Here is a 21,138-nt window from a genome sequence, read left to right as displayed (position 1 = left end):
TCATGGTACAAGTAACTTATCCTTCAATTAGTCTACCCGGTATTTCTTCTGTGGAAGATGTATTGAGGGATGCTATTTCTGGTAAATTATTCATTTTAGTTGACGATGAAAACAGAGAGAATGAAGGTGATCTTATTGTATTAGCTGAGAAATTAGAGCCAGAACATGTGGCTTTTATGGTTAGATACGGTACAGGGATTGTTTGTTTAGCAATGACTAAAGTTCACATGAAAAGGTTAGGCCTTAGTTTCATGGAAAAAAAAAATGTTGGTGAAAATCATACTGCTTTTACTACATCAATTGATGCACGTTATGGTATTACTACGGGTGTTTCAGCTGAGGATAGAACAAAAACTATACATGTTGCTATTGATAAAAATAGAACTAAGGATGACATTATAACTCCCGGTCATATTTTTCCTGTGATTGCACATGAGGGTGGAGTAGAGCAACGTGCTGGTCATACTGAAGCAAGTGTTGAGATAGCTAAGTTAGTGGGATGTAATCATTCTGCAGTTATTTGTGAATTAGTGAATGATGATGGCTCTATGATGCGCTTACCCCAGTTGCTTGAATTTGCTGAACAACATAATATTAAGTTAACTACCATTGATAAACTTATCAGTTACGTTCAAAATTTAAACTAGCGTTTATAGATTCGTATAGTTTAAGTGTTAAAATACAAAATTCCTCAAAGTTATACAAACAAGGAATTTCCATGTCTAAGCTTTTTGTTTTACTATTTTTTTTCGTATACTGTAATAGCGCTTACTCTGTTAGTATTATTAGAGATAATGAAGTGGAAGCGGTAGTTAAGGATCTAGCGCAACCTTTATTTTCTGCTGCGGGTATTGATAATGATAAAACAAAAGTTTTTATAGTTGATGATAGATCGATTAATGCTTTTGTAATTAACAATAATAGCATTTTCATTCATTTAGGGCTTTTACAATATTCGACTGAACCTTATGTCTTACTTGGTATATTAGCACATGAAATTGCTCATATATCTGCTGGTCATGTATTACAAATGAGTAGTGCTGTAGGTTATTTTCAATCAATAGCAATGATTAGTTATATGGTAGGATTAGTTTCTAGTATTGTCATTAACCCTCAGGTTGCGAGTGCAATCTTGATTAGTGGTGTAACGCTTAGTTCAAGGTTGTTTTTTAACTATTCTCAAGAGCAAGAGAGTGTAGCAGATAGCTATGCTTTAAGATACCTAGATGAATCTGGCTATGATAATTTGGGTATGAAAGAGATTTTTGACTATTTTAAGAGTATTGAGCATGAAAACACTGAAGAGTATTTCCGCACTCACCCACTTAGTGATAAGCGTATATTTGCTGTACAGAATTATAAGGTTAAAAACAATATAAAACCAATCCTTGCAGATAAATTGCTGAAGTTTGAGCGTATGGTTGCAAAGCTAGACTCTTTTTTTGCTCCTATTCATGTGTTATCTAATAAATATGAAGGTAGTTCTAAGTATGTAAATGCTGTAATTTACTATAGGAAAGGAAAGATAGAAGAGGCTATTACTAAAGTTAATTCATTGATTCAAGAGTCACGCAATGATCCTTATTTATATGAATTAAAAGCGGAGATGTTATACAAAGCTGGAAATTTAAGTGAAGCAATAAAAATGTATGAAGAATCACTTAGATATTTATCTGAGAAGAATAACTATTTAGTGAAACTTGCGTTATCTCATACTTTATTATTACACGGTGAAATAGAGAAGGCAATTTTTTACCTAGAGCAGGTTGCAAACGTAGAAACAAATAACGCCTTTGTCTGGAAGTATTTAAGTATTGCATATAAACGTAGCGCTGATATGGCAATGTATTATTTTGCTTTGACGAAAAAGGCTTGTATTGAAGGTAATTTAGAGAAATTTATGAAATACGCCGATTTAGCTGTTAAAAGCTTACCAAAAGACAGATCTTACTTGCTACAAATTGAAGATATGAAACAACAATACACACAAAAACACGCTTACTTTTAGGATTATTTTCCACACTTATCCAGCATATCTTTTACTTCAGTACTTATATTGGGTATAATTTTCATTATAATCGTTTTGGCGCCAAAAAATACACCACAAAACATACCTAAGGCAAAGAGAGCTGGCCATGGCATTCTACCAAATATTGCAAGCAAAGCTGCACCTATTATGACTACAGTCATAAGTGGTCCGCCTATTCCCCAAACGTAACCAATAATGTTGCATATTACTTGGGCAGTTGTATCTTCTATGTCGCTAGCAGCACTTGCGTAATCTGAAAAAGAGAGAAACAGCACTATACATAAAGCATTAAAAATTTTTTTTGTTATATAGCTCATTCTTTTGCCTCCAAGTAATAAACTAGTGTGAATCTAAATTTATATATATTTATTTTAAGGTAAAACTCATAGTTTGTCCATAAATAAGTGTTGCTACATAAATAGCCCACCATTGATGTTAAGCACATGCCCCGTTATATATCTTGCTTCGTCGCTTGCTAAAAACAATACCCCTGCTGCTATTTCTTCTCCTGTTCCCATTCTTTTCATTGGAATATTATCTAATATTTTTTCTTTTTGTTTTTCATTTAAAACTTCAGTCATCTTAGTATCTATAAACCCAGGAGCAATGCAATTTACTGTTACACCGCGACTTGCAACTTCTTTTGCTATAGATTTGCTCATAGCTATTATTCCAGCTTTTGATGCTGCATAATTTACTTGCCCGGCATTTCCTGTCAATCCTACTATTGAGGAAATATTTATGATTCTTCCCCAGTTGTTTTTAATTAATTTTCTGCATGCTTCTCTATTTAGTTTAAATGTAGAGTTCAAATTAATATCAATTACCTTTTGCCATGCTTCATCTGTCATTCTCAACAATAAGCTGTCTTGTGTAATTCCTGCATTGCATATGAGTCCATCAAAGCCTTTCATCAACTCACTTGCTTTATTTATTAGTTGATTTACCTCTTCAGGATTTGATAAGTCGCAAGGAAGTACGTGAATGTTTTTTTCATATTTTTTAGCAACTTCTTCGAGTACTTCTTTTTTTGTACTAGAAATACATAAAGTTGCTCTGGCCTTATGCATAATTTCTACAATTGCTTGCCCTATCCCGCCTGATGCACCAGTAATCAGAAATTTCCTGTCTTCTAATCCGAACATGATAATTTTTATATTATTCCAGCCCTTAACAGAATATTAAAAGAATTGCAATAGATTTTTTTCATAACTTTCATTTAATAGAAGCTTCTTGACAACTCTTGTGTTTATTGGCGAAAATTATGGCGGCTGCATGCCTTTTTTTATTTTTTTCTATTCAGCCTAAACTCGCTTCGTTTAAGCGTTAGCACATTATCAATTACAGTAATAAAATCAGCACCATGTGGATTCTTTTGCCTTTTTTTGACTGGTAAATTTCTTAACACTTATAGCTAAAGTAATTTTAGAGAGCCAGCGCGTGACTAGTTCTTATTACTTGATCAGTCTTCTGGATCCCAGTACTGGGATGACAGGAGTGTGAGATAAGGCTACATTCATACTCCAACAGGTATGACATCATAGAGGTCATTGAGATGACAGACTTGAATGACAATAGGGACATTAGAATGAAAGGAAAAGAGGCTATTTAATTGTGCTGAATTTTACAAAATTTATTACTCCTGCCTGACAAATTTATTAGAATAGTATGTATAGTATGTTTATTAGTGAAAATCCGAAAAAAATGCAAGAAAAGTTAATATATTACTTTAGCCAAAGCAACTGTGAAGGTAATGCAGCAATGAGAAATCTACTGGGAGGGAAGGGAGCAAATCTGGCAGAGATGTGTAACATTGGCATTCCTGTTCCACATGGTTTTACAATTTCCACTGCTGTTTGTCAGGCCTATTGTCAAGATAATGAATTGTCTTGTGATCTACGTAACGAGATAAAAAACTACATGGCGATGCTCGAAAGTGACATCGGTTGTAAATTCGGGGATTCAAATAATCCTTTATTAGTTTCCATACGCTCTGGTAGTGTGAATTCAATGCCGGGCATGCTTGATACTATTTTAAATGTTGGTCTAAATGATGAAACCGTTGTTGGGCTTGCAAAAAAAAGTGGCGAACGTTTTGCCTATGATAGCTACTGTCGTTTCATCATGATGTACTCGAGTGTTGTACTACAGCTTGACCATCACTTATTTCAAGACATTGTTGATAGTGAACAGCAAAAAAGTGGAGCAAAAAGCTTAGCTGATCTTAATGTTGATGTTTTAAAGAAAATTGTTAATGATTTCAAAGAGATAGTATATGAAAAAACTGGAAAGCATTTCCCGCAGAACGTTGAAGAGCAATTGTTAAACTCGGTTAATGCAGTATTTGCCTCTTGGAAAAACGATAGGGCTGTTTCCTATAGAAGAATACATAGTATTTCTGAAAACCTTGGAACTGCAGTTAATGTACAAGCAATGGTTTTTGGCAATCTGAACGATAATTCTGCAACCGGCGTGATATTTACACGTAATCCTTCAACTGGAGAAAAAAAGCTTTTTGGTGAGTTTTTAGTTAATGCTCAGGGTGAGGATGTGGTTTCTGGTGTTTATACTCCTATGCCAGTTAACGGCGAGCAAGAAAACACCATAGAGAAGTTGCTACCAAACATCTACCGAGAATTATGCGCGGTATGTGAAAAACTTGAAAGTCATAATAAGGACATGCAGGATATCGAATTTACTGTACAGGACGGTAAGTTATGGATTTTGCAGACTAGGTCTGGCAAGCGCACAGCCGAAGCTGCTATTCGCATAATAGTTGATATGGTAAACGAAGGAGTGATTACAAAAGAGGAAGGAATATTGAGAATTGATCAAAAAACTTTTGACAATTTATTACATCCAGTTCTTGATGTTAAAATCGATCAAGAAGTAATAGGCAAAGGACTGCCAGCTTCTCCAGGCGTTGCTTCTGGATATGTAGTATTCAGTGCAAGTGATGCTGAAAAAGCTGCAGAGCAGGGTAAAAAAGTAATTTTGGTAAGATCAGAGACGAGCCCTGAAGATATTAATGGAATGAATGCTGCAAGTGGAATAGTAACAGCGCGAGGAGGTATGACCTCGCATGCCGCTGTTGTAACTCGTGGAATGGGTAAACCATGCATTTGTAGTCTAAATGGACTTTATATTGATAAAGATGAAAAATTTCTTTCTATAGGGGATATAAAAGTAAATAAAGGTGAATCAATCACCATCAATGGAGGAACAGGAGAGGTTATGCTTGGTATTCTCCCTACAATTTTGCCTGAATTATCTCAAGAATTCAAAACGATAATTAACTGGGTAGATGAAATCAAAACAGTGAAGGTGAGAGCGAATGCTGATACTCCAAAAGATGCAAAAATTGCAAAAGAATTCGGTTCAGAAGGTATAGGATTATGTCGCACAGAACATATGTTTTTTGCTAGTGATAGAATCGAATTCATTCAAAAGTTGATAATAGCTGATGATGAAAATGAAAGGACAAATGCATTAAATAAACTCGAAGAAATGCAAAAGTCTGATTTCAAAGAAATATTTTCTATTATGGAGGGCAGGGAGGTTACTATACGTTTACTTGATCCACCTCTACATGAGTTTTTGCCCCACAATCAATCTATTATAGAGAAAATTGCCAAATCACTGAATAAGTCAGTTGAATCAGTAAAAAATAAAATAGCGCAGTTATCAGAAAAAAATCCAATGCTTGGCCATCGAGGTTGTAGACTTGCTATTTCTCATCCTGAAATATATAAAATGCAGATTAGGGCAATACTCAGTGCTGCAAGTGAATTAAGGAAAGAAAAGAAGATAGAAGTGAAACCTGAAATCATGATTCCTTTTATCATGAGTGAGAAAGAGTTTATTCTGATATGCGAGTTAATAAAGAAAGAAGCCGAAAATTTCGATGTGAACTATTCAATTGGAACGATGATAGAACTGCCAAGAGCAGCACTTATTGCTGACAAACTCGCAAAACACGCAGAATTTTTTAGTTTTGGCACTAATGATTTAACACAAACAACTATGGGACTTTCACGAGATGATTCAGTTAATTTCCTCGATTCTTATAAGGAAAGCAACATATTCAAAAACGATCCCTTTGAGGTGCTAGATGTCGAAGGGGTAGGGGAATTAATCAGAATAGCTATCGAAAGGGGCAAAAAAACCAGAAAAGAAATTAAACTTGGTATATGTGGAGAGCATGGAGCGAATCCACAGTCCATAGAGTTTTTCATCAAATCAGGGGTTGATTATGTGTCATGCTCGCCTTACAGAGTACCGATTGCAAAATTAGTGGCAGCACAGCTTAGCATAAGTTTGTTGGGCAGCACAACTGTACGAACATAGATTTCGCTAACAAGTAGCGGAATGATGATTTTTCAAATTGTCGATAAATCTAAGTCAGTTTAGCTATTTTGCTGCTACTTTTTTTCTTAATATCTTAAGAAAGATTGACTTTTTGTCTAAAATAATATACGATAAAATAGTAGTGAGTGAGGTAAAAATGTCAATATCAAAAGAACATAAGGAATATTTACTAGAAAAGTTTAAATATGCTGCCAAAGAATTTGGCAAGTCTGGTACAAAGTCCAATCATCTAGCAGTACCAAAGGAACAGCAACTCTCTATTGATTTAGGTAATAGAAAAGTTTTTGGTATCATAAATAAGATTCTGTATTGGATAGAGAATAATTTTACTTATTTTTTTTCACGATATAATTTGTTTCCAGAAGTTGGAGTTGAAGGAAGAAAAATTCCTGGAACTAATACAAGGGTTAAGTATTTTACTCCAGATGACCAAGCAGAATATACTAAAATTCCTTATAAAGGAAAATTATACGTGGACTTAATTCCAGAAGTGGAAGGTAATAAGTTAAAAGGCTTTAAAGGCAAACTATATGATACAACTGATAAAATTAGTAAGGGTAAAAAAGGTTGTGTAGCTTATGTTATCACGCTTGATGGAAAATTAGTAACTCATGAACATATTAATGTTAACAAAAGCGAATGGGCTTATCGTCATTCAACTCTTGCAGGTGGTAGGCCAGTTTTATGTTCTGGTTTAATGAAAGTGGTAAATGGTAAAATAACTTATATAGACAATAATAGCGGGCATTATAAACCATAATCAGCAAACTTATACAATGCAGTGAAAAAGTTAGAAGGTCTATTTTCGAAAGATGCGAAAGTTGTTTGCCTACCATATTGGATTAGCTTGAAAAAACAAATTCCGCTTATACGCAAAATTAGTCTAGCCAAACGAGAACCTGTAGAGAAATTCTTGGAAAGGATGGAGAAAAAAGGGAAAGATGGATTGACTCAATATGAAAGACATTTTCACAGGATAAAAGAATTTAATGAAAAATACTCAGAGAAATTAGAAAGCCAGTCGGTTTATGCTAAAGTAGCTGCTCATAATTATAAATCAGTGCCTATTTCAGACTGCAGTAATCCTAAAATAATAAAAATGGCAATAGAACACTCAATAAGGAGAATTATTGGAGCAAATTATGTCTATAAACCTACAGTTGCGCTTGCTAAGGCACAGGTAATAGATAAAGATGGAAAGCTGCAAGAAACGGACGAAATAGTAGGTATAAATGTTGCTTTTCACCATGAGAATGATCGTGATGGCTTTGCTAAACTTCTAGATTTTAAAAAGTATAGCTATATTTGCGAACCTCATTTGCAAGATAAAAAAAATAGAGCCGATATGGAAAAATTAATGCCCAATGAACATACAGTTTTTATGAGTACAGACCAGGCTAATAAATTTATAAAGGGCACTTTACAAATTAAAATTGATAGTGTTGAACAATTGAGTACCAGTTTGGTGATGGGCTAAAGCTCTGTTTAAATATATATTTAGTTTTGTTACAATATTCTTATTTTCATCATATAATATGATGGAAATTTTATGCACAACTTTTTTATTTGATTAAAAATTGCATTTTTGCAATAAAAACTTATTTATTGTAAGAAAACTTGCTCATATAAAACTATTTATAGAGTGACAATAGCTGTGTTATACTTATACCAATTCCCGCTATAGAAAGAACAGATAGAGAATAATGGGGAAAAAGTCATACTAGAGTAAGTGAAATAGCGAGGTATAAATGGCATTAAGGTCAAAACTATTAGACGAAAGAGTTGTAAATTTAGCGAAAGAAATGTTAAAAAAGGTAAGAAATAACGCATATGTTTCAAAAAAGTTACAAGCGGTGATAGCAGGAAAAGAAAGTAGTATAAGCGCTGTGGCAAGAATATGTAAAATTTCAAGGACTGCTTTGACTGAATGGATAAAGCATCTAAAATTTGGTAGAGTAGAAAAATTATTTGCCCCGTTTCAGCGGAGAAGAAAAAGCAAATTAAACAAAAATCAACGTGAGCAAATTGAAATATGGGTAGAAAGAAATCCAAATATTACTATTAAGGAAGTACAAATAAAAATCTCAGAGGAATTTGCCCTAAACATCAGCAAATCAACAGTGCACCGTGAGATACAAAGGATGAAATTTTCTTACATAACACCGAGGCCAATGCACCATAAACAAGATAAAAACAAGCAAGAAGAGTTTAAAAGATACTTCAATAAAATAGTCAATTTCCACCCTAAAAGGGAGGGGTTTGTTTTGATGAAAGACGATGTGTGTCTCTTTCAAAAATCGGACACGGATGGTTTAAAAGGGGTCAGAACGCAGGTTAAAATGAAAATTGGTAGACAAAATTTCTATATCTAAAGTGCGGTAAATCCAAGAAGTGGTAAGAAAATTAGCCTACTTGCTCCATATGTAAACACTGATTGTATGAATATATTTCTGGAGCAGATGTCGAAAGATTTAGGCACGAAAGAAGCCTTTCTTGTAATGGATTGTGCAAGTTGGCATAGATCAAAAAGTTTGAAAATTCAGGAAAACATTACCATCATATACTTGCCTCCTTATTCACCGGAACTGAATCCTGTTGAAAGGTTGTGGCAATATATCAAATACAATACTTTACGCAATAGTATCTACGATACCATAGGTTTACTTGAAGATGTTTTGTGTAATTTTATTGTCAATATTTCCAGTACTACTATTAAACGAGTTTGTAATGTTTCTTATTTGTTCCGTCAGTAATGGATTTTGGTATGACATGGTTAATTTTGATCAGGTTCTTGTAGTGTTGTATGTTTCAGAAAATGAAGTAAATAAAATAAAACTGGGTAGTGCAGCGCAAATTAATTTGCTAGACGGAAGGGAATTAGTAGGTGAAGTGAGTTTTATTAGTAAAATTGCTGAGCCTAAAACTGGATCTTATAGAGTGGAGGTCAAGGTAACTGATAATGAAATTATATCCTTGCAAGGACTGACTGCTAGTGTAAGCCTACCTTCAGGTGAAAAATTTGCATATAAAATTCCTTCTTCAGCCTTGAGCTTAAGTGACGATGGTGTTCTTGGAATAAAGATTGTTGATGACAATAATTATGTAGTATTTACACCAATAGAAATTGTTGATCATGAAAACGATGGTGTTTGGGTGGTGGTAAATAACGAAAATAAGCCTATAAATTTAATAACATTGGGTCATCTATCTGTTAAGCCTGGTGATAAGGTATAACTCGAATGTAACATGACAACGAATCCTGTCATCCCAGTGCGTGGTCATAATCTCATCAAAAACTCAAAATTCCTGGACCCCACCTGGGATGACACCAAATGAGCTACTCGCATTTTTGAGGTATAAATCACAATATTTGTACAGTTGTGTGTGTGCTACTAAAAGGATGTCATTCAAGTAGCTGACACTAAAATCGAGAAAAGAAGGCAGTGTCTGGACACTAACACTATGTTTTTATCTATCTTATTTTGCCACTCTGCTGTGTAAACTTACTCTGCAATAACCTTTTTTTCTTTTAGCAAATTTTGTAACTCACCTTTTTCATACATCTCACGAATTATGTCACAACCACCAATAAACTCTCCCTTTATATATAATTGTGGAATTGTTGGCCAATCAGAAAAACTTTTTATGGACTGACGTATTTCATCATTCTCAAGCACGTTGATGCATTTAAACTTTACATTTAAGTTTTTGAGAATTGACACGACAAGTCCAGAGAATCCGCATTGAGGAAAGTCAGAGGTGCCTTTCATATACAGCACTACATCGTTTTCTGCTATGTCTTTTTTTATTTGTTCAAAGTTGTTCATAAATATCACCTTAATTTTAAGCTCCAGTTTCTAGTTGCAATGCATGTATAGACTGACCTTCAAGAGCCTTATATACCATTCTGTGTTGTTCTATTTTTGTCTTTCCAGAAAAACACTTGGAAGTTATTTTTAAATGATAATGATCATCATCTCCAGCAAGGTCCTTAATCTTTATATCAGCATCAGGAAATGATTGTTTGATAATTTTCTCTAACTCGTGAATTGTAATAGTCATTGGTTTATTTTAATTATAAGCCTAAAATATGCAATTGATTATTGTGAAGACAATAAATTGAGCGTATTGAGAGCACTAGCAAGACGAGATTTTAGTTGACTTGCATACTCATTCCAGTCCTCTATTTCCTTTCTTGCCACACCTGAGGTAACGGCAGCTTTTGCAACAGCAGGAGATACCATAGAAATTAATCTTGGATCAAATGGAGTAGGTATTATATATTCACGTCCATAGCTCATTTTACGACCGCCATAGGCTGCAGATATCTCGTTCGGCACTGGCTCACGGGCAAGCTTCGCTATTGCATCTGCAGCTGCAATTTTCATTTCTTCATTTATTGTCGTTGCATGTACATCAAGTGCTCCTCTGAATATATAAGGAAACCCCATTACGTTATTGACTTGGTTGTTATAGTCTGACCTACCAGTTGCAATTATTGCATCTGGCCTTACAGACTTTGCAAATTCAGGCCTTATTTCTGGATCAGGATTAGCAAGAGCAAAAATGATCGGGTCTTTACCCATGCTTTTTAACATCTCTTCGCTGAGCACATCCTTTGCAGAGAGTCCGATGAATACATCAGCGCCTTTTATGGCATCAAGTAGAGAACGTTCTTTAGTGTCAATTGCATATTTTCCCTTCCACTCATTCATGTCCTCTTTTCTGTCTTTGTGTATTACTCCTTGTTTGTCACATAGTACTATGTTCTTAGCGCCCATGGACTTTAGTATTTCCAAACACGCAATACCAGCTGCTCCAGCTCCATTCATGATGATCTTGACATTCTCTAATTTCTTTTCAGCAATATCGAGGGCATTTTCTATACCAGCTGCAACAACTACTGCAGTTCCATGTTGATCATCGTGAAAAACCGGAATATCCATCAATTCATTTAGACGTTTTTCTATTATGAAACAATCAGGAGATCTTATATCTTCTAGATTTATTCCCCCCCAACTTGGCCCAAGATACCTTACTGCATTGATGAAATTTTCTATATCTTCTGTGTCAACTTCTATATCAATTGCATCAATGTCAGCAAAACGCTTAAATAAAACAGCTTTGCCTTCCATGACGGGTTTTGAAGCAAGAGGACCGATATTGCCAAGTCCCAGCACTGCGGTGCCATTTGAAATGACAGCCACATAATTGCTTTTTGCCGTGTAATCATAAACAGCTTTAGGATTTTTAGCTATTGCAAGGCATGGGGCTGCAACACCAGGGGAATAAGCAAGTGATAGGTCATACTGTGTGGATAAGGGTTTTGTTGGTATAATCGACACTTTACCAGGTTTACCACCCCTATTATGATACTTCAGTGCTTCTTGTTTTGTGGTGTTATATAAATCATTATTCATTCTTATGCTTTGAGCTTATTGTTAGTAATTTTTTAAGTATATGGGGTTTTTATGAATGTTCAACTATTAGCTTGTGAACTCTATTGTACTTCTGTATAAATTTATCTACTAAGTAGGGTGATGTGACATGCTTAAGAAAAACGTGCCTAATTTGCTAACAATTTCTCGTGCGCTCGCAATACCGGCAATAATATCAAGCTTTTATATAGAAAGTAAATATGCAAGTCTAATAACAATATTGATCTTTATGTTTGCGTGCATTACAGATTTTTTTGATGGTTATTTAGCGCGTGCATGGAAAGTCCAATCGAATTTTGGCAAGTTATTTGATCCAATTGCCGACAAGTTAGTAGTAGCTTCAACAATAATCATGCTAGTTTATAAGCATAAGATAGATGATATTACAATTATACCGTCAGTTATAATTGTTTGTAGGGAGATATTAGTTTCAGGCTTGCGGGAGTTCTTGATAGCTACAAACGTTAGTTTACCTGTGAGTAAGGCTGGGAAAATTAAAACATTTTTGCAGATGGTTGCTATAGTAGCGTTAATAATGAGTGATTATGAAGCAACTAAATATATAGGTGTGGTTTGCTTATGGGCTGCGGCTGTTATGACTATGTGGTCAGGCTATAATTACATTCTAGCTGGCATCAAACAGATTGACTAAATTACTTAAGAGCATACAAAGAAAGTTAATAATTTCACAATATTGACTGATTAGTTAAAATCCTGTATAATGTATTAGTTTATAAATTAGTCAATTTTGTATGACTGGTATTATTATAGATAGCTTTAATACTGAGTCTTCCTTTAAGAGATCAAGTTCTGAGAAAGATATTAAAATAGAGGATTTTTTTCGAGATTTCTGGTCAACAGTTGATGAAGAAGAAAAAAAAGAGAAAAAAACTTGAGCAAGAATTATTAATACTTGAAGAAGAAAAAAAAGCAGAAGCTGGAACAGGAGTTATTAACGTTAAAAAAAAGAGAGCTATATAGAAAATGTGTATCATTGGCAACAATGGTTCCATTTGCATTGTTTATGGCAATTGAGCTGGAAAAAATATGTAGCGATCAGGTATTACTTGGCCTTATAAGCACCTCATTAGGCCATACTATATTACCTTTCACAGTCTTATCCCTTATTTGCACGCTATATTTAATTTATAATAATAGAAAAATAGCACAAAAAGAACGAGAATTGGAGAATATTGAAAGTGGGAAAACAGTAGAAAAAGAAAAGAGAGACCTTTCTTGTACCGTTGATGATTACTTTAACTATGCTGATGCTGCTTTAGTTACATTAGTTATTGTGGCTAGCATAGTAGGTGAAGCATTGGAGAAAGGAATAATAGGAGACGTAGCTTTTTCAATTTCTAGTCTATTTTACTTTGTAGCGAGTGCTACTTTCTGCTATCGCGAGTACAAGAAAAGTAAAAAATATGAAGTAGAAAAAGAGCAAGATTTTGATGAGAAATCTGAAAAAAAGACAAGCAATATGTCTGCAGCTAAGTTAATGCTCGCTGGTTCTTCTTTATTACTAATCAGGAGAATAATATTGATTTCTGGAGTAGCATTAGCATCATCTTCTGTTGGGCCTGCTTTAGGTCTGGTAGGTATTGCTCTTTTGATGGTAGGAAGTGGATTGATCACACATTCTTATAGTAGAAAGCTAGAGAACGTAGAAGTGAGTGGAAAGGGTGTTGCAATAGGTGGTGGTGCGAGCAATATAGGTAATGGTGGCCAAGAGCCGCTTTTCGTTCGATGATAATGCCAAAAATTTGTTTATTTAGGTAATATTTAGTCTATACTTTATTTTGATCAAAAAAAATCTTATGTATAAGACTTTAATCATATGCTTTTTTCTTCTGACTTGCCCCTTCACGCAGTCGTATGCGAATTATCTTGAACACACTGAAACTGAACTATATGAGGAGGCAGTTAAGCTTTATGATCAGAAAAAATATAAGCAAGCTATTAGAGCATTTCAAAAGATAGAGGATTTGTATCCTTTATCTTATTGGGCAATGAAAGCCAAATTATTGTCTGGTGTTTCTCACTATAATATGGGTAAATACAGCGGTGCTGCAAGTGATGTGGATGATTATATATACGTTTATCCAAATGGTGAAGATTTGCCATATGTATATTACTTAAGAGTATTATCTTATTACATGCAAATTAACAAAGTGCAGCTTGGGCAACAAATTTCATATAAAACTTTAGAGCTAGCTACTGAATATATTAATCTTTTTCCGAATAGCGAATATATAGAAGAGATCAAAGAAAAAGAAAAATTAATCACAGAACATATATCAAAAAAAGAGTATTCTATTGGTGAATTTTACCTAAAGCGTGGTGAATATTTAGCAGCAATTAAGCGTTTTCAAGATATGATAAGCAATAAAGATTCTAAATATTCTTCTAGAGTTATTAGTTATTTAATAACAGCTCACTTAGCTCTTGGCCTTGACTTAGAAGCTGAGCAGTATGAAAATATGTTAGTAGAAGGGGTGAATTAGTTTTCTTATGGCTGGTCATTCACAGTTTTCAAATATAAAACATCGAAAAGGTGCTCAGGATGCAAAGCGCTCGCAAAAATTTACGAAGCTCATTAGGGAAATAACAGTTGCTGCAAAACAAGGGCTACCTGATCCCGAGCTTAATCCACGTCTTCGCTCTGCTATCTTTTCTGCGCGAAAGGAAAATGTACCAAAAGATAAAATAGAAACAGCAATAAAAAATGCAGCTGGTAACGTTGCTGGAGAAAGTTATGAAGAAATACAATATGAAGGCTGCGGACCTTCTGGTGCTGCACTTATTGTCCATGCTCTGACAAATAATCGCAACCGAACTGCTTCTGAGATACGTTATATCTTTTCTCGCAAAGGCGGTAATTTGGGAGAAACAGGATGTGTGAGTTACCTTTTCGATCATGTAGGCTTAATTGTCTATAAAGCAGAGGGTATAAATTTTGAAGATTTATTTAACTATGGAATTGAATTAGAAGTATTGAATGTTGAGGAAAATAACAAGGAAGAATTATATGTTATAACTTGTGAAGTGAAAGATTTTGGTAGAGTGCGTGATGCTTTCTATACAAAATTTGGAGAACCAGAACTTGCTCGTCTTTCATGGCAACCAAAGGACCTGATTGAAGTTAGCGACAAAGAATTAATTGATAAATTATCTACATTAGTTGAAGAGCTAGAAGATAATGATGATGTGCAGTATGTTGAAGGTAATTTTATTTTTGCTGATAAACTATGAGGCTGGTAATATTTCTACTGCTTTGTATTTTACCAGCATATGCAACTCAAACATTTGCGCAGAAAGACTATTGTCATTCCAGTGCCCAGACACTGGAAATTGATTGTAAACAGCACGCTATACAACATTTTCGATTAAAAAACTGGTCAAGCACTGGAATGACACTAACCCACTCTCCAGTGTTATTCCAAGACGGGATCAGGAAAAAAAAAGCTACAGAAAGTGATAGAAAGTTGTTATTCATATCCAGTGACATAAAATCCTCTTTTTTTGATGCAGAAGGTTTGGCGCCAGATACAATAATGAGATTAATCGGCATATATAAAGATTATGGTGTAGATTTTAAAAAAGACATTGTGCCAAAAGGTAAGTTGGAGGTTCTTTTTGAGAAATCGCTCGGTAATCAGAAGGCTGAAGAAAAAATTTTATATACTTCACTCACAACAAGCAATAAAGCTATAAGTTTATATTATTATGAGTCACAAAACAGCAAAGAAGAGTATTTTAATAAAGAGGGGGTAAGCTTGAAGAGTAGCGAAATTTTTGTAAGTCCTTTAAACGGAGATTTTCCTATATCCTCGAATTTTGGTAATAGAAAGCATCCCATTCATGGTAAAATTGCTTTTCATAAAGGAGTAGATTATGCAGCTAAACTTGGCACTCCTATACACGCCACTGCAGAAGGTGTAATAGAATATATAGGAAAGAATGGTGGCTATGGGAATTACATCAAAATAAAGCACAACAATAAATATTCAACTTGTTACGCACATATAAGCAAATTTAGTAGCGATGTAAAGTTAGGCTCTAAAGTAAAGCAGGGTCAGGTTATAGCTTATGTTGGTAGCACTGGTGTTGCAACAGGGCCCCATTTACATTATGAAGTTATGTATAATGGTAAACACATTGATCCGCTTACGATAGCTCATGGCAATGAGATAAAGTTGCCTGATTGTGAATTAAGAGAGTTTAAATTATTTGTAAGTAAGGTAGATGAAATAATCAGCAGAGAGGGTGCAAGTGAAAAAGCAATCTGATGAAGACAGTACAGATAAAAATACAATAAATGATAGAAATCTAAGTAAAATTCGGGCTTTTCCCGTACTAATAGCGCTAGGGTTAATTTTATTGGTACTTTTTGTGTATGACAGCACAATTGCACTTGGAGTTGCTGCTGTTTCAATATTGACTTTTTCTCAAGGATTTTTCGTTAATGATCCTAATGAAGCAAGAGTGATAGAGTTTTTTGGTCATTATATTGGAACTTATTTTAAGTCTGGAATATGCGTAACGCTTCCATTTTCGAGTAAATATAGAGTTTCTTTGAAATTTCAGAATATCAATACAGAAAAAATTAAAGTTAATGATGCTAATGGAAGTCCGATAGAGATTTCAGTAGTAATTGTTTGGAGAGTGAGCAGTCCTGCGAAGGCATATTATAATGTTAATAATTATCATGATTTTGTTTTTGTGCAAAGTGACTCGGTAATTAGAGAACTGGCAAGTAATTATCCGTATGATAGCGAAAACGATGAAGAATCTTTGCGTAAAAACTCTGACAAAATTTCAAATGAATTGCGGTCAATGTTACAACAAAGATTGAATATTGCTGGAATTGAAATTGCAGAAGCGAGAATATCGCATTTGGCGTATTCATCTGAGATTGCACAAGCAATGCTGAGACGTCAACAAGCACATGCCATCACCTCTGCAAGAAGGCATATAGTGCAAAATGCAATAGGAATTATCGAAGAAGTAATAGCCCATTTTGAAAAAAATAAAAGCTTACAATTGGATGTAAAACAAAAGGTTCAATTGATAAACAATTTGCTAGTTGCTCTGATCTCTGAGCAGGATGCACAGCCGACTATTAGTTTGGATAATAATTAGCATATAAGCCGATTGGGTTTCATGAATGCAAGTCACTGTTAATTTCTTGATTAATAGACTAAATGATGTTATAAATTACACGCATTAGGGGTGCTCTAAAAAAGCTGAGAGTACATAAAGTACAACCCTTTGAACCTGATCTTGTTAAAACAAACGTAGGAAAATGTATATAAATATTGAAGAATGCTTTGGCTTCATCCCGTTCATTACATCTCTCATTGGGTTATTGCCTCAAGTATATAGAGCATATATCACAAAACTTACTCGTGACGTATCGATGCTAATGTTGGTGAATTATCTTATTTTTTCATCATCTCGGCTTATTTACGGTATTTGTCAGGGTTTAACTTTTGTGATACTCAGTAATATTGCTGGATTAGTGATCAGTATAATATCAATTGTTCAAAAATGTTACTACGATGCAAAAACTGCACGAAGCGTTTTATAACCATATGCTACATTGTAGCGTGGAGCAAGAATATCGTTCTATTGTAGTACTAAATCGAGAAATACCTGATTCATCGTTTTTTAAACAAGATATACCTGTTATTGCTGTAGATGGAGGAGCAAATAATCTTCTATCAATTGGCGTAAAACCTGATCTTGTAATAGGAGATTTGGATAGTATAAATCCGAATTTACGTGCTGATTTAAATACAGTATATCTACCTGATCAAGATTATTGCGACTTTTCTAAAGCAATGGCTCACTTAAAAACAGTAAAGTTATTGCCATCAATAGTAACGGGTATTACTGGAGGAGCAATTGATCATATACTACAAAATATTAACTTTTTTTTTAAGTACAGATAGTATCTTTTATATGCCTTCGCCTCCCATGGTGGGGTACGCCTTACAAAAAGGTATAGTATTTCCCAAAGCAAATGATAAAGGTATAACAAAGTATTTGAGTTATAATGGCATATAGTGTGGATTTAAGGGAAAAGGCAGTATTGATGATAGAAAAAGGGAAGACAAAGGTTGAGATAGCAGAGCTCATGGAGATAGGAATAGCAACTCTGTACCGCTGGTTAAAAAAGAAAGCTGCTGGTGAAAGCTTAAAGCCATCTAAAAACGGTAGCTTTATTCGAAAAATAGACCCAAAAATACTCGAAGAATATGTTACAAAGAATCCAGATCATACTCTGGCAGAGATGAAACAAAATCTTGGATTTGGAATAAATTCAATTTGGTATAGACTAAAACAGCTAAAAATTACTTTAAAAAAGTCACACTATATCAAGAGCGCAATCAAGAAGATAGGCAGCAATTTATTGATAAAATCTCAAAAATAGAACATTCCAGCATCTTATATATAGATGAAGCAGGAGTTGATAATAAGTTATACCGAGAATATGGACGTGCTCCAAGAGGAAAGAAAATTTATGCAGATATTCCAGGGAGAACTCGAGAGAGAATCAGTATAGTAGCCGGGTGGATTGGAATGAGATTTATTGCACCAATGACTTTCAAAGGTGGGTGTGAAAAAGAGGTATTCAATATATTGTTGGAGAAGATGTTATTACCTAAATTGCCACTTGGCACAACCATAGTTATGGATAATGCTACATTTCATAAGACCACTAAAACAAAATCATTAATAGAGTCTTTTGGCTTTCATGTGCTGTATCTTCCAACATATTCACCAGATTTGAATCCCATAGAACACTGTTGGCATACCATCAAAAGCCGCCTCAGACCTCTAATGTATAAATGTACAGACTTACAACTTTTGGTTGGTAATACCATAATGGAAATTTATCCATTCATTTTAGAAAATACTATACTACCTTCATACGAAGAATCGTGTTACAGTAGTTTAGGTTATATTCAACCATCTAATCCAATACAGCAAAATAAGTTGTTGTAGTGAAGGTATAAAGAGAACAAGCAAAATTATATTTATAATTTTGCTTCCTTTATCATGACTTAGAACATGCAGCAACATGACGATTTGTCTATGCTTTATCAAGTATATTAATGGGTAAATGAATTTTAATACAATCTTATTATACTTATAAATACGTTATATGTGAGAAGATATGGAAGATTTTATGACTGCAAGAAGGAAAGATGATGCTGTGATATCTGTTTGTCAGGATAATGAGAAAAAGAACGTATTAATCTCGGGACTCAATCAAGCTGCAAGGAATTTATTAAAATGTGAGGAAGGGAATTTACTTAATAAGCCGTTAATTAATATTTTAAGTAAAAGAGCAGCTGAAGATATGAAAAGCTATTTGGAGTATACTCAAGATGGGCGCGATTTGCCCGATATATTGCCAAAAGTGATAGGCTTTTCTCTAATTGATGCTAAAGGAGAAGATATAAAAACAAAGGTAAAAGTTTTTCGCACCACGCAATTTACTAATAGCAAGATTAATTATGAGCTATTGATACGTGACATTAGCCTGTTTCATAAGCTAGCAATGTTTAGGGATAAATATCTGATGGGTAAGAAATATAAAAAACACAACTTGTTTGATATACCAGACAATGAGTCCACTATTTTGGAGTTATATGTTGTATTGAATTTTGCCTTTGAATATCAAATTAACGCAGTTATAGGGATAATAGGTTTTAATAGTAAATTGAATGAGACAAACAATGCATTGAGTTTGATCATAGAGCATTTTTATAAAAATTGCCGTAGTGATGATTTTCTAGGATGTATTGATGAGAATAAGGTACTTTTTATTTTGATGAACTGTGATGCAAATAACACATCTAAAATAGTTAATCGTATACATTCTTCCATTAACAAGCAGTTATTAAAGCGAAAACTATCAAGTATATCAATTATTTATGGAAATATAATTCAAAAACATAGTGTGAAGAATGCTTAAACGCTTTTGTCATTAATTGCTTTGTAGTATCTAAGTTCTACACAATATAAGGATTGTTTTTTATTTCTGTTAAGCTTATATTAAAAATTTAAGCTTGCCTATGAGGTTACTGATCACACTATTTTCATTATTATTCGTGGTAGGGAGTGCTAACGCTAGGGTAATTCTAGATAAGGAGATATTTTATGCAGAACTAGATGGAAAAATAGATTTAAGATTTGGCTACGCTTTCAACAGAGATTATTTTAGCTCTACAAAAGACAAGACCTCAAGCTATTCAGACCTGCGCTTTCTTTATTTGCAGCAAGTTTATCCAAATACACAAATGGGGTTTGATGTTAAGGTAGGAGTTTCTGGTATTGCAAACTTAAAGGCACTAGACATAGAAAAGTTAGAAATGGAGAAGTGGTATTTTATCATAAAGAACCAGGAATTTGGATCAATTGAATATGGTAAAGGAAGTTTAGTTAGTCAGAGTATGTTAATTAACACTTCAAAAATTTACACAGCTGCCGGAGGAATAAATGGTCATTGGACAAATTACTCAAATTTGCGCGGTAATGAAAAAAAAGATAATGATCCTGGGTATGATAAAGATGAGGTATTTTGGGTAAAACCCAATATTTACAGCGACTATAATGGACTAGAGCTGAAGTTAAAACAACCAACGATAAACTATCTTTCTCCTGAAATCTATAACTTTCAACTTGGACTCAGTTATGTTCCAGGAAAAAATAATTTGCAATATAACAATCTAATAGCCGCTGGTCTTTCCTATAAAAATGGCTTATCAGATGAAATAAATTTTACTACTGCTTTTACTGGTGAGTTTGTAAGAGAAAATTTAACTGATTGCTCGGATGGTACTTCTGAAAATTATAAATGCCGTAATCAATTGCTACACTGGAATTTTGGCTTGAAGCTAAAACTTTTTGAACTTGATTGCATTTTTTCGTACGGTAATGGCGGTAAATCTGGTGAGAAACGTAGTCCTGAAACAAGTAATATGAATTATATAAATGCAGGTGTTGCTTATCATTCTGATTCTCGTAAAGTGAGCTTAACATATTTTAGTAGTAGCAGGGATATTGTAGGCAAAGGTACAAACGAATTAACATCACAGGCTTTCAGTCTTGAATATCCATTAGCTCTTGGCACTTCATACTACTTCGATATTGTAAAATTTATTACCAAAGAACCTGAAATCGAAAGTAATAACTCCGGGTATGTGCTTTTGTCTGGGCTGAAGCTAAGTTTTTAATGAAATAAACGGTTTGTAAGTGTTGTAATGTGGTAAATAGTAAGCAATGAGAGTA

The 21,138-nt window shown here is 34.1% G+C and carries 21 protein-coding genes, 3 pseudogenes and 1 riboswitch; of the genes and pseudogenes, 19 read left to right on the top strand and 5 right to left on the bottom strand.

The genetic code is table 11. The features are described 5' to 3' along the window. Positions 1-2: 2 nt before the first annotated feature. A complete protein-coding gene (gene ribB, locus M3L71_RS06405; RefSeq protein WP_280143425.1) occupies positions 3-647 on the top strand; it encodes a 3,4-dihydroxy-2-butanone-4-phosphate synthase in 645 nt (214 codons plus the stop codon). Between the two features lie 71 nt (positions 648-718). After that, entirely contained in the window at positions 719-2,008 is a 1,290-nt protein-coding gene (locus M3L71_RS06400; protein WP_280143424.1) for a M48 family metalloprotease, read from the top strand. Positions 2,009-2,010: 2 nt separating this feature from the next. Here the strand turns inward: M3L71_RS06400 and M3L71_RS06395 are convergent, their stop codons facing one another. Both M3L71_RS06395 and fabG read right to left on the bottom strand, forming a co-directional pair. Continuing rightward, the gene (locus M3L71_RS06395) at positions 2,011-2,346 is read right to left on the bottom strand and encodes a TrbC/VirB2 family protein (RefSeq protein WP_280143423.1); all 336 of its coding nucleotides are present in this window, start codon (positions 2,344-2,346) and stop codon (positions 2,011-2,013) included. 93 nt (positions 2,347-2,439) lie between these two features. Beyond that, the gene (fabG, locus tag M3L71_RS06390) at positions 2,440-3,174 is read right to left on the bottom strand and encodes a 3-oxoacyl-[acyl-carrier-protein] reductase (protein WP_264374640.1); all 735 of its coding nucleotides are present in this window, start codon (positions 3,172-3,174) and stop codon (positions 2,440-2,442) included. Positions 3,175-3,706: 532 nt separating this feature from the next. Between fabG and ppdK the strand changes: the two genes are divergently transcribed. From ppdK to M3L71_RS06365, 4 genes and pseudogenes are all read left to right on the top strand, one after another. Continuing rightward, complete coding sequence (ppdK, locus tag M3L71_RS06385; RefSeq protein WP_280143422.1) at positions 3,707-6,376, top strand: pyruvate, phosphate dikinase; 2,670 nt, start codon at positions 3,707-3,709, stop codon at positions 6,374-6,376. 157 nt (positions 6,377-6,533) lie between these two features. Further along, positions 6,534-7,874 (top strand): annotated as a pseudogene (locus M3L71_RS08480) (hypothetical protein). Positions 7,875-8,145: 271 nt separating this feature from the next. Continuing rightward, a pseudogene (locus tag M3L71_RS06370) lies at positions 8,146-9,150 on the top strand (IS630 family transposase). Between the two features lie 13 nt (positions 9,151-9,163). Beyond that, a pseudogene (locus M3L71_RS06365) lies at positions 9,164-9,631 on the top strand (HlyD family efflux transporter periplasmic adaptor subunit); the annotation flags it as partial. 269 nt (positions 9,632-9,900) lie between these two features. Here the strand turns inward: M3L71_RS06365 and grxD are convergent. Genes grxD through M3L71_RS06350 form a run of 3 tightly spaced genes read right to left on the bottom strand, consistent with a single transcriptional unit; the run spans position 9,901 to position 11,817 of the window. Further along, positions 9,901-10,224 carry a Grx4 family monothiol glutaredoxin gene (grxD, locus tag M3L71_RS06360; protein WP_280143418.1) on the bottom strand — a complete coding sequence of 108 codons (324 nt, stop codon included), beginning with the start codon at positions 10,222-10,224 and terminating at the stop codon, positions 9,901-9,903. A 16-nt stretch (positions 10,225-10,240) separates the two neighbouring features. After that, positions 10,241-10,459 carry a BolA/IbaG family iron-sulfur metabolism protein gene (locus tag M3L71_RS06355; protein ID WP_006012412.1) on the bottom strand — a complete coding sequence of 73 codons (219 nt, stop codon included), beginning with the start codon at positions 10,457-10,459 and terminating at the stop codon, positions 10,241-10,243. A gap of 38 nt (positions 10,460-10,497) precedes the next feature. After that, positions 10,498-11,817, bottom strand: coding sequence for a malic enzyme-like NAD(P)-binding protein (locus tag M3L71_RS06350; protein ID WP_280143417.1), 1,320 nt, complete (start codon positions 11,815-11,817; stop codon positions 10,498-10,500). Between the two features lie 127 nt (positions 11,818-11,944). On the opposite strand from M3L71_RS06350, the gene pgsA reads away from it, so the two are divergent. From pgsA to M3L71_RS06285, 13 genes are all read left to right on the top strand, one after another. Continuing rightward, entirely contained in the window at positions 11,945-12,487 is a 543-nt protein-coding gene (gene pgsA, locus M3L71_RS06345; RefSeq protein WP_280143416.1) for a CDP-diacylglycerol--glycerol-3-phosphate 3-phosphatidyltransferase, read from the top strand. Positions 12,488-12,587: 100 nt separating this feature from the next. Beyond that, a complete protein-coding gene (locus tag M3L71_RS06340) occupies positions 12,588-12,731 on the top strand; it encodes a hypothetical protein (RefSeq protein ID WP_280143415.1) in 144 nt (47 codons plus the stop codon). Positions 12,732-12,748: 17 nt separating this feature from the next. Further along, positions 12,749-13,585 (top strand): hypothetical protein, encoded by an 837-nt coding sequence (locus M3L71_RS06335; protein ID WP_280143414.1) that lies wholly within the window; start codon positions 12,749-12,751, stop codon positions 13,583-13,585. A gap of 67 nt (positions 13,586-13,652) precedes the next feature. Further along, the gene (gene bamD, locus M3L71_RS06330; RefSeq protein WP_280143413.1) at positions 13,653-14,339 is read left to right on the top strand and encodes an outer membrane protein assembly factor BamD; all 687 of its coding nucleotides are present in this window, start codon (positions 13,653-13,655) and stop codon (positions 14,337-14,339) included. A 7-nt stretch (positions 14,340-14,346) separates the two neighbouring features. Further along, entirely contained in the window at positions 14,347-15,087 is a 741-nt protein-coding gene (locus M3L71_RS06325) for a YebC/PmpR family DNA-binding transcriptional regulator (RefSeq protein ID WP_280143412.1), read from the top strand. Next, positions 15,084-16,124 carry a M23 family metallopeptidase gene (locus tag M3L71_RS06320; RefSeq protein ID WP_280143411.1) on the top strand — a complete coding sequence of 347 codons (1,041 nt, stop codon included), beginning with the start codon at positions 15,084-15,086 and terminating at the stop codon, positions 16,122-16,124. Before M3L71_RS06325 ends, M3L71_RS06320 begins: the two co-directional genes overlap by 4 nt. Next, complete coding sequence (locus M3L71_RS06315) at positions 16,108-16,977, top strand: SPFH domain-containing protein (RefSeq protein ID WP_280143410.1); 870 nt, start codon at positions 16,108-16,110, stop codon at positions 16,975-16,977. The genes M3L71_RS06320 and M3L71_RS06315 overlap by 17 nt, the downstream gene beginning before the upstream one ends. 76 nt (positions 16,978-17,053) lie before the next feature. After that, positions 17,054-17,156: riboswitch (TPP riboswitch) on the top strand. Continuing rightward, entirely contained in the window at positions 17,141-17,425 is a 285-nt protein-coding gene (locus M3L71_RS06310) for a SemiSWEET family sugar transporter (protein WP_280143409.1), read from the top strand. It overlaps the preceding riboswitch by 16 nt. Before the next feature lie 19 nt (positions 17,426-17,444). Beyond that, a complete protein-coding gene (locus tag M3L71_RS06305) occupies positions 17,445-17,789 on the top strand; it encodes a thiamine diphosphokinase (protein ID WP_280143408.1) in 345 nt (114 codons plus the stop codon). 104 nt (positions 17,790-17,893) lie between these two features. Beyond that, on the top strand, positions 17,894-18,271 hold the full coding sequence (locus M3L71_RS06300; RefSeq protein ID WP_280143348.1) for an IS630 transposase-related protein: 378 nt from the start codon (positions 17,894-17,896) through the stop codon (positions 18,269-18,271). After that, positions 18,250-18,846 (top strand): IS630 family transposase, encoded by a 597-nt coding sequence (locus tag M3L71_RS06295; RefSeq protein WP_349292749.1) that lies wholly within the window; start codon positions 18,250-18,252, stop codon positions 18,844-18,846. The genes M3L71_RS06300 and M3L71_RS06295 overlap by 22 nt, the downstream gene beginning before the upstream one ends. 172 nt (positions 18,847-19,018) lie before the next feature. Continuing rightward, positions 19,019-19,822: a hypothetical protein gene (locus M3L71_RS06290; RefSeq protein ID WP_280143407.1), complete on the top strand. Its 804-nt coding sequence runs from the start codon at positions 19,019-19,021 to the stop codon at positions 19,820-19,822. Between the two features lie 100 nt (positions 19,823-19,922). Next, complete coding sequence (locus M3L71_RS06285) at positions 19,923-21,083, top strand: porin (protein ID WP_280144164.1); 1,161 nt, start codon at positions 19,923-19,925, stop codon at positions 21,081-21,083. The last annotated feature ends 55 nt before the right edge of the window (positions 21,084-21,138 follow it).

Source organism: Wolbachia endosymbiont of Frankliniella intonsa, assembly GCF_029856955.1.
Classification (GTDB): Bacteria; Pseudomonadota; Alphaproteobacteria; order Rickettsiales; family Anaplasmataceae; genus Wolbachia.
Note: the sequence above shows the minus strand (reverse complement) of the source record. Positions and strands in the feature narration are given on the sequence as shown.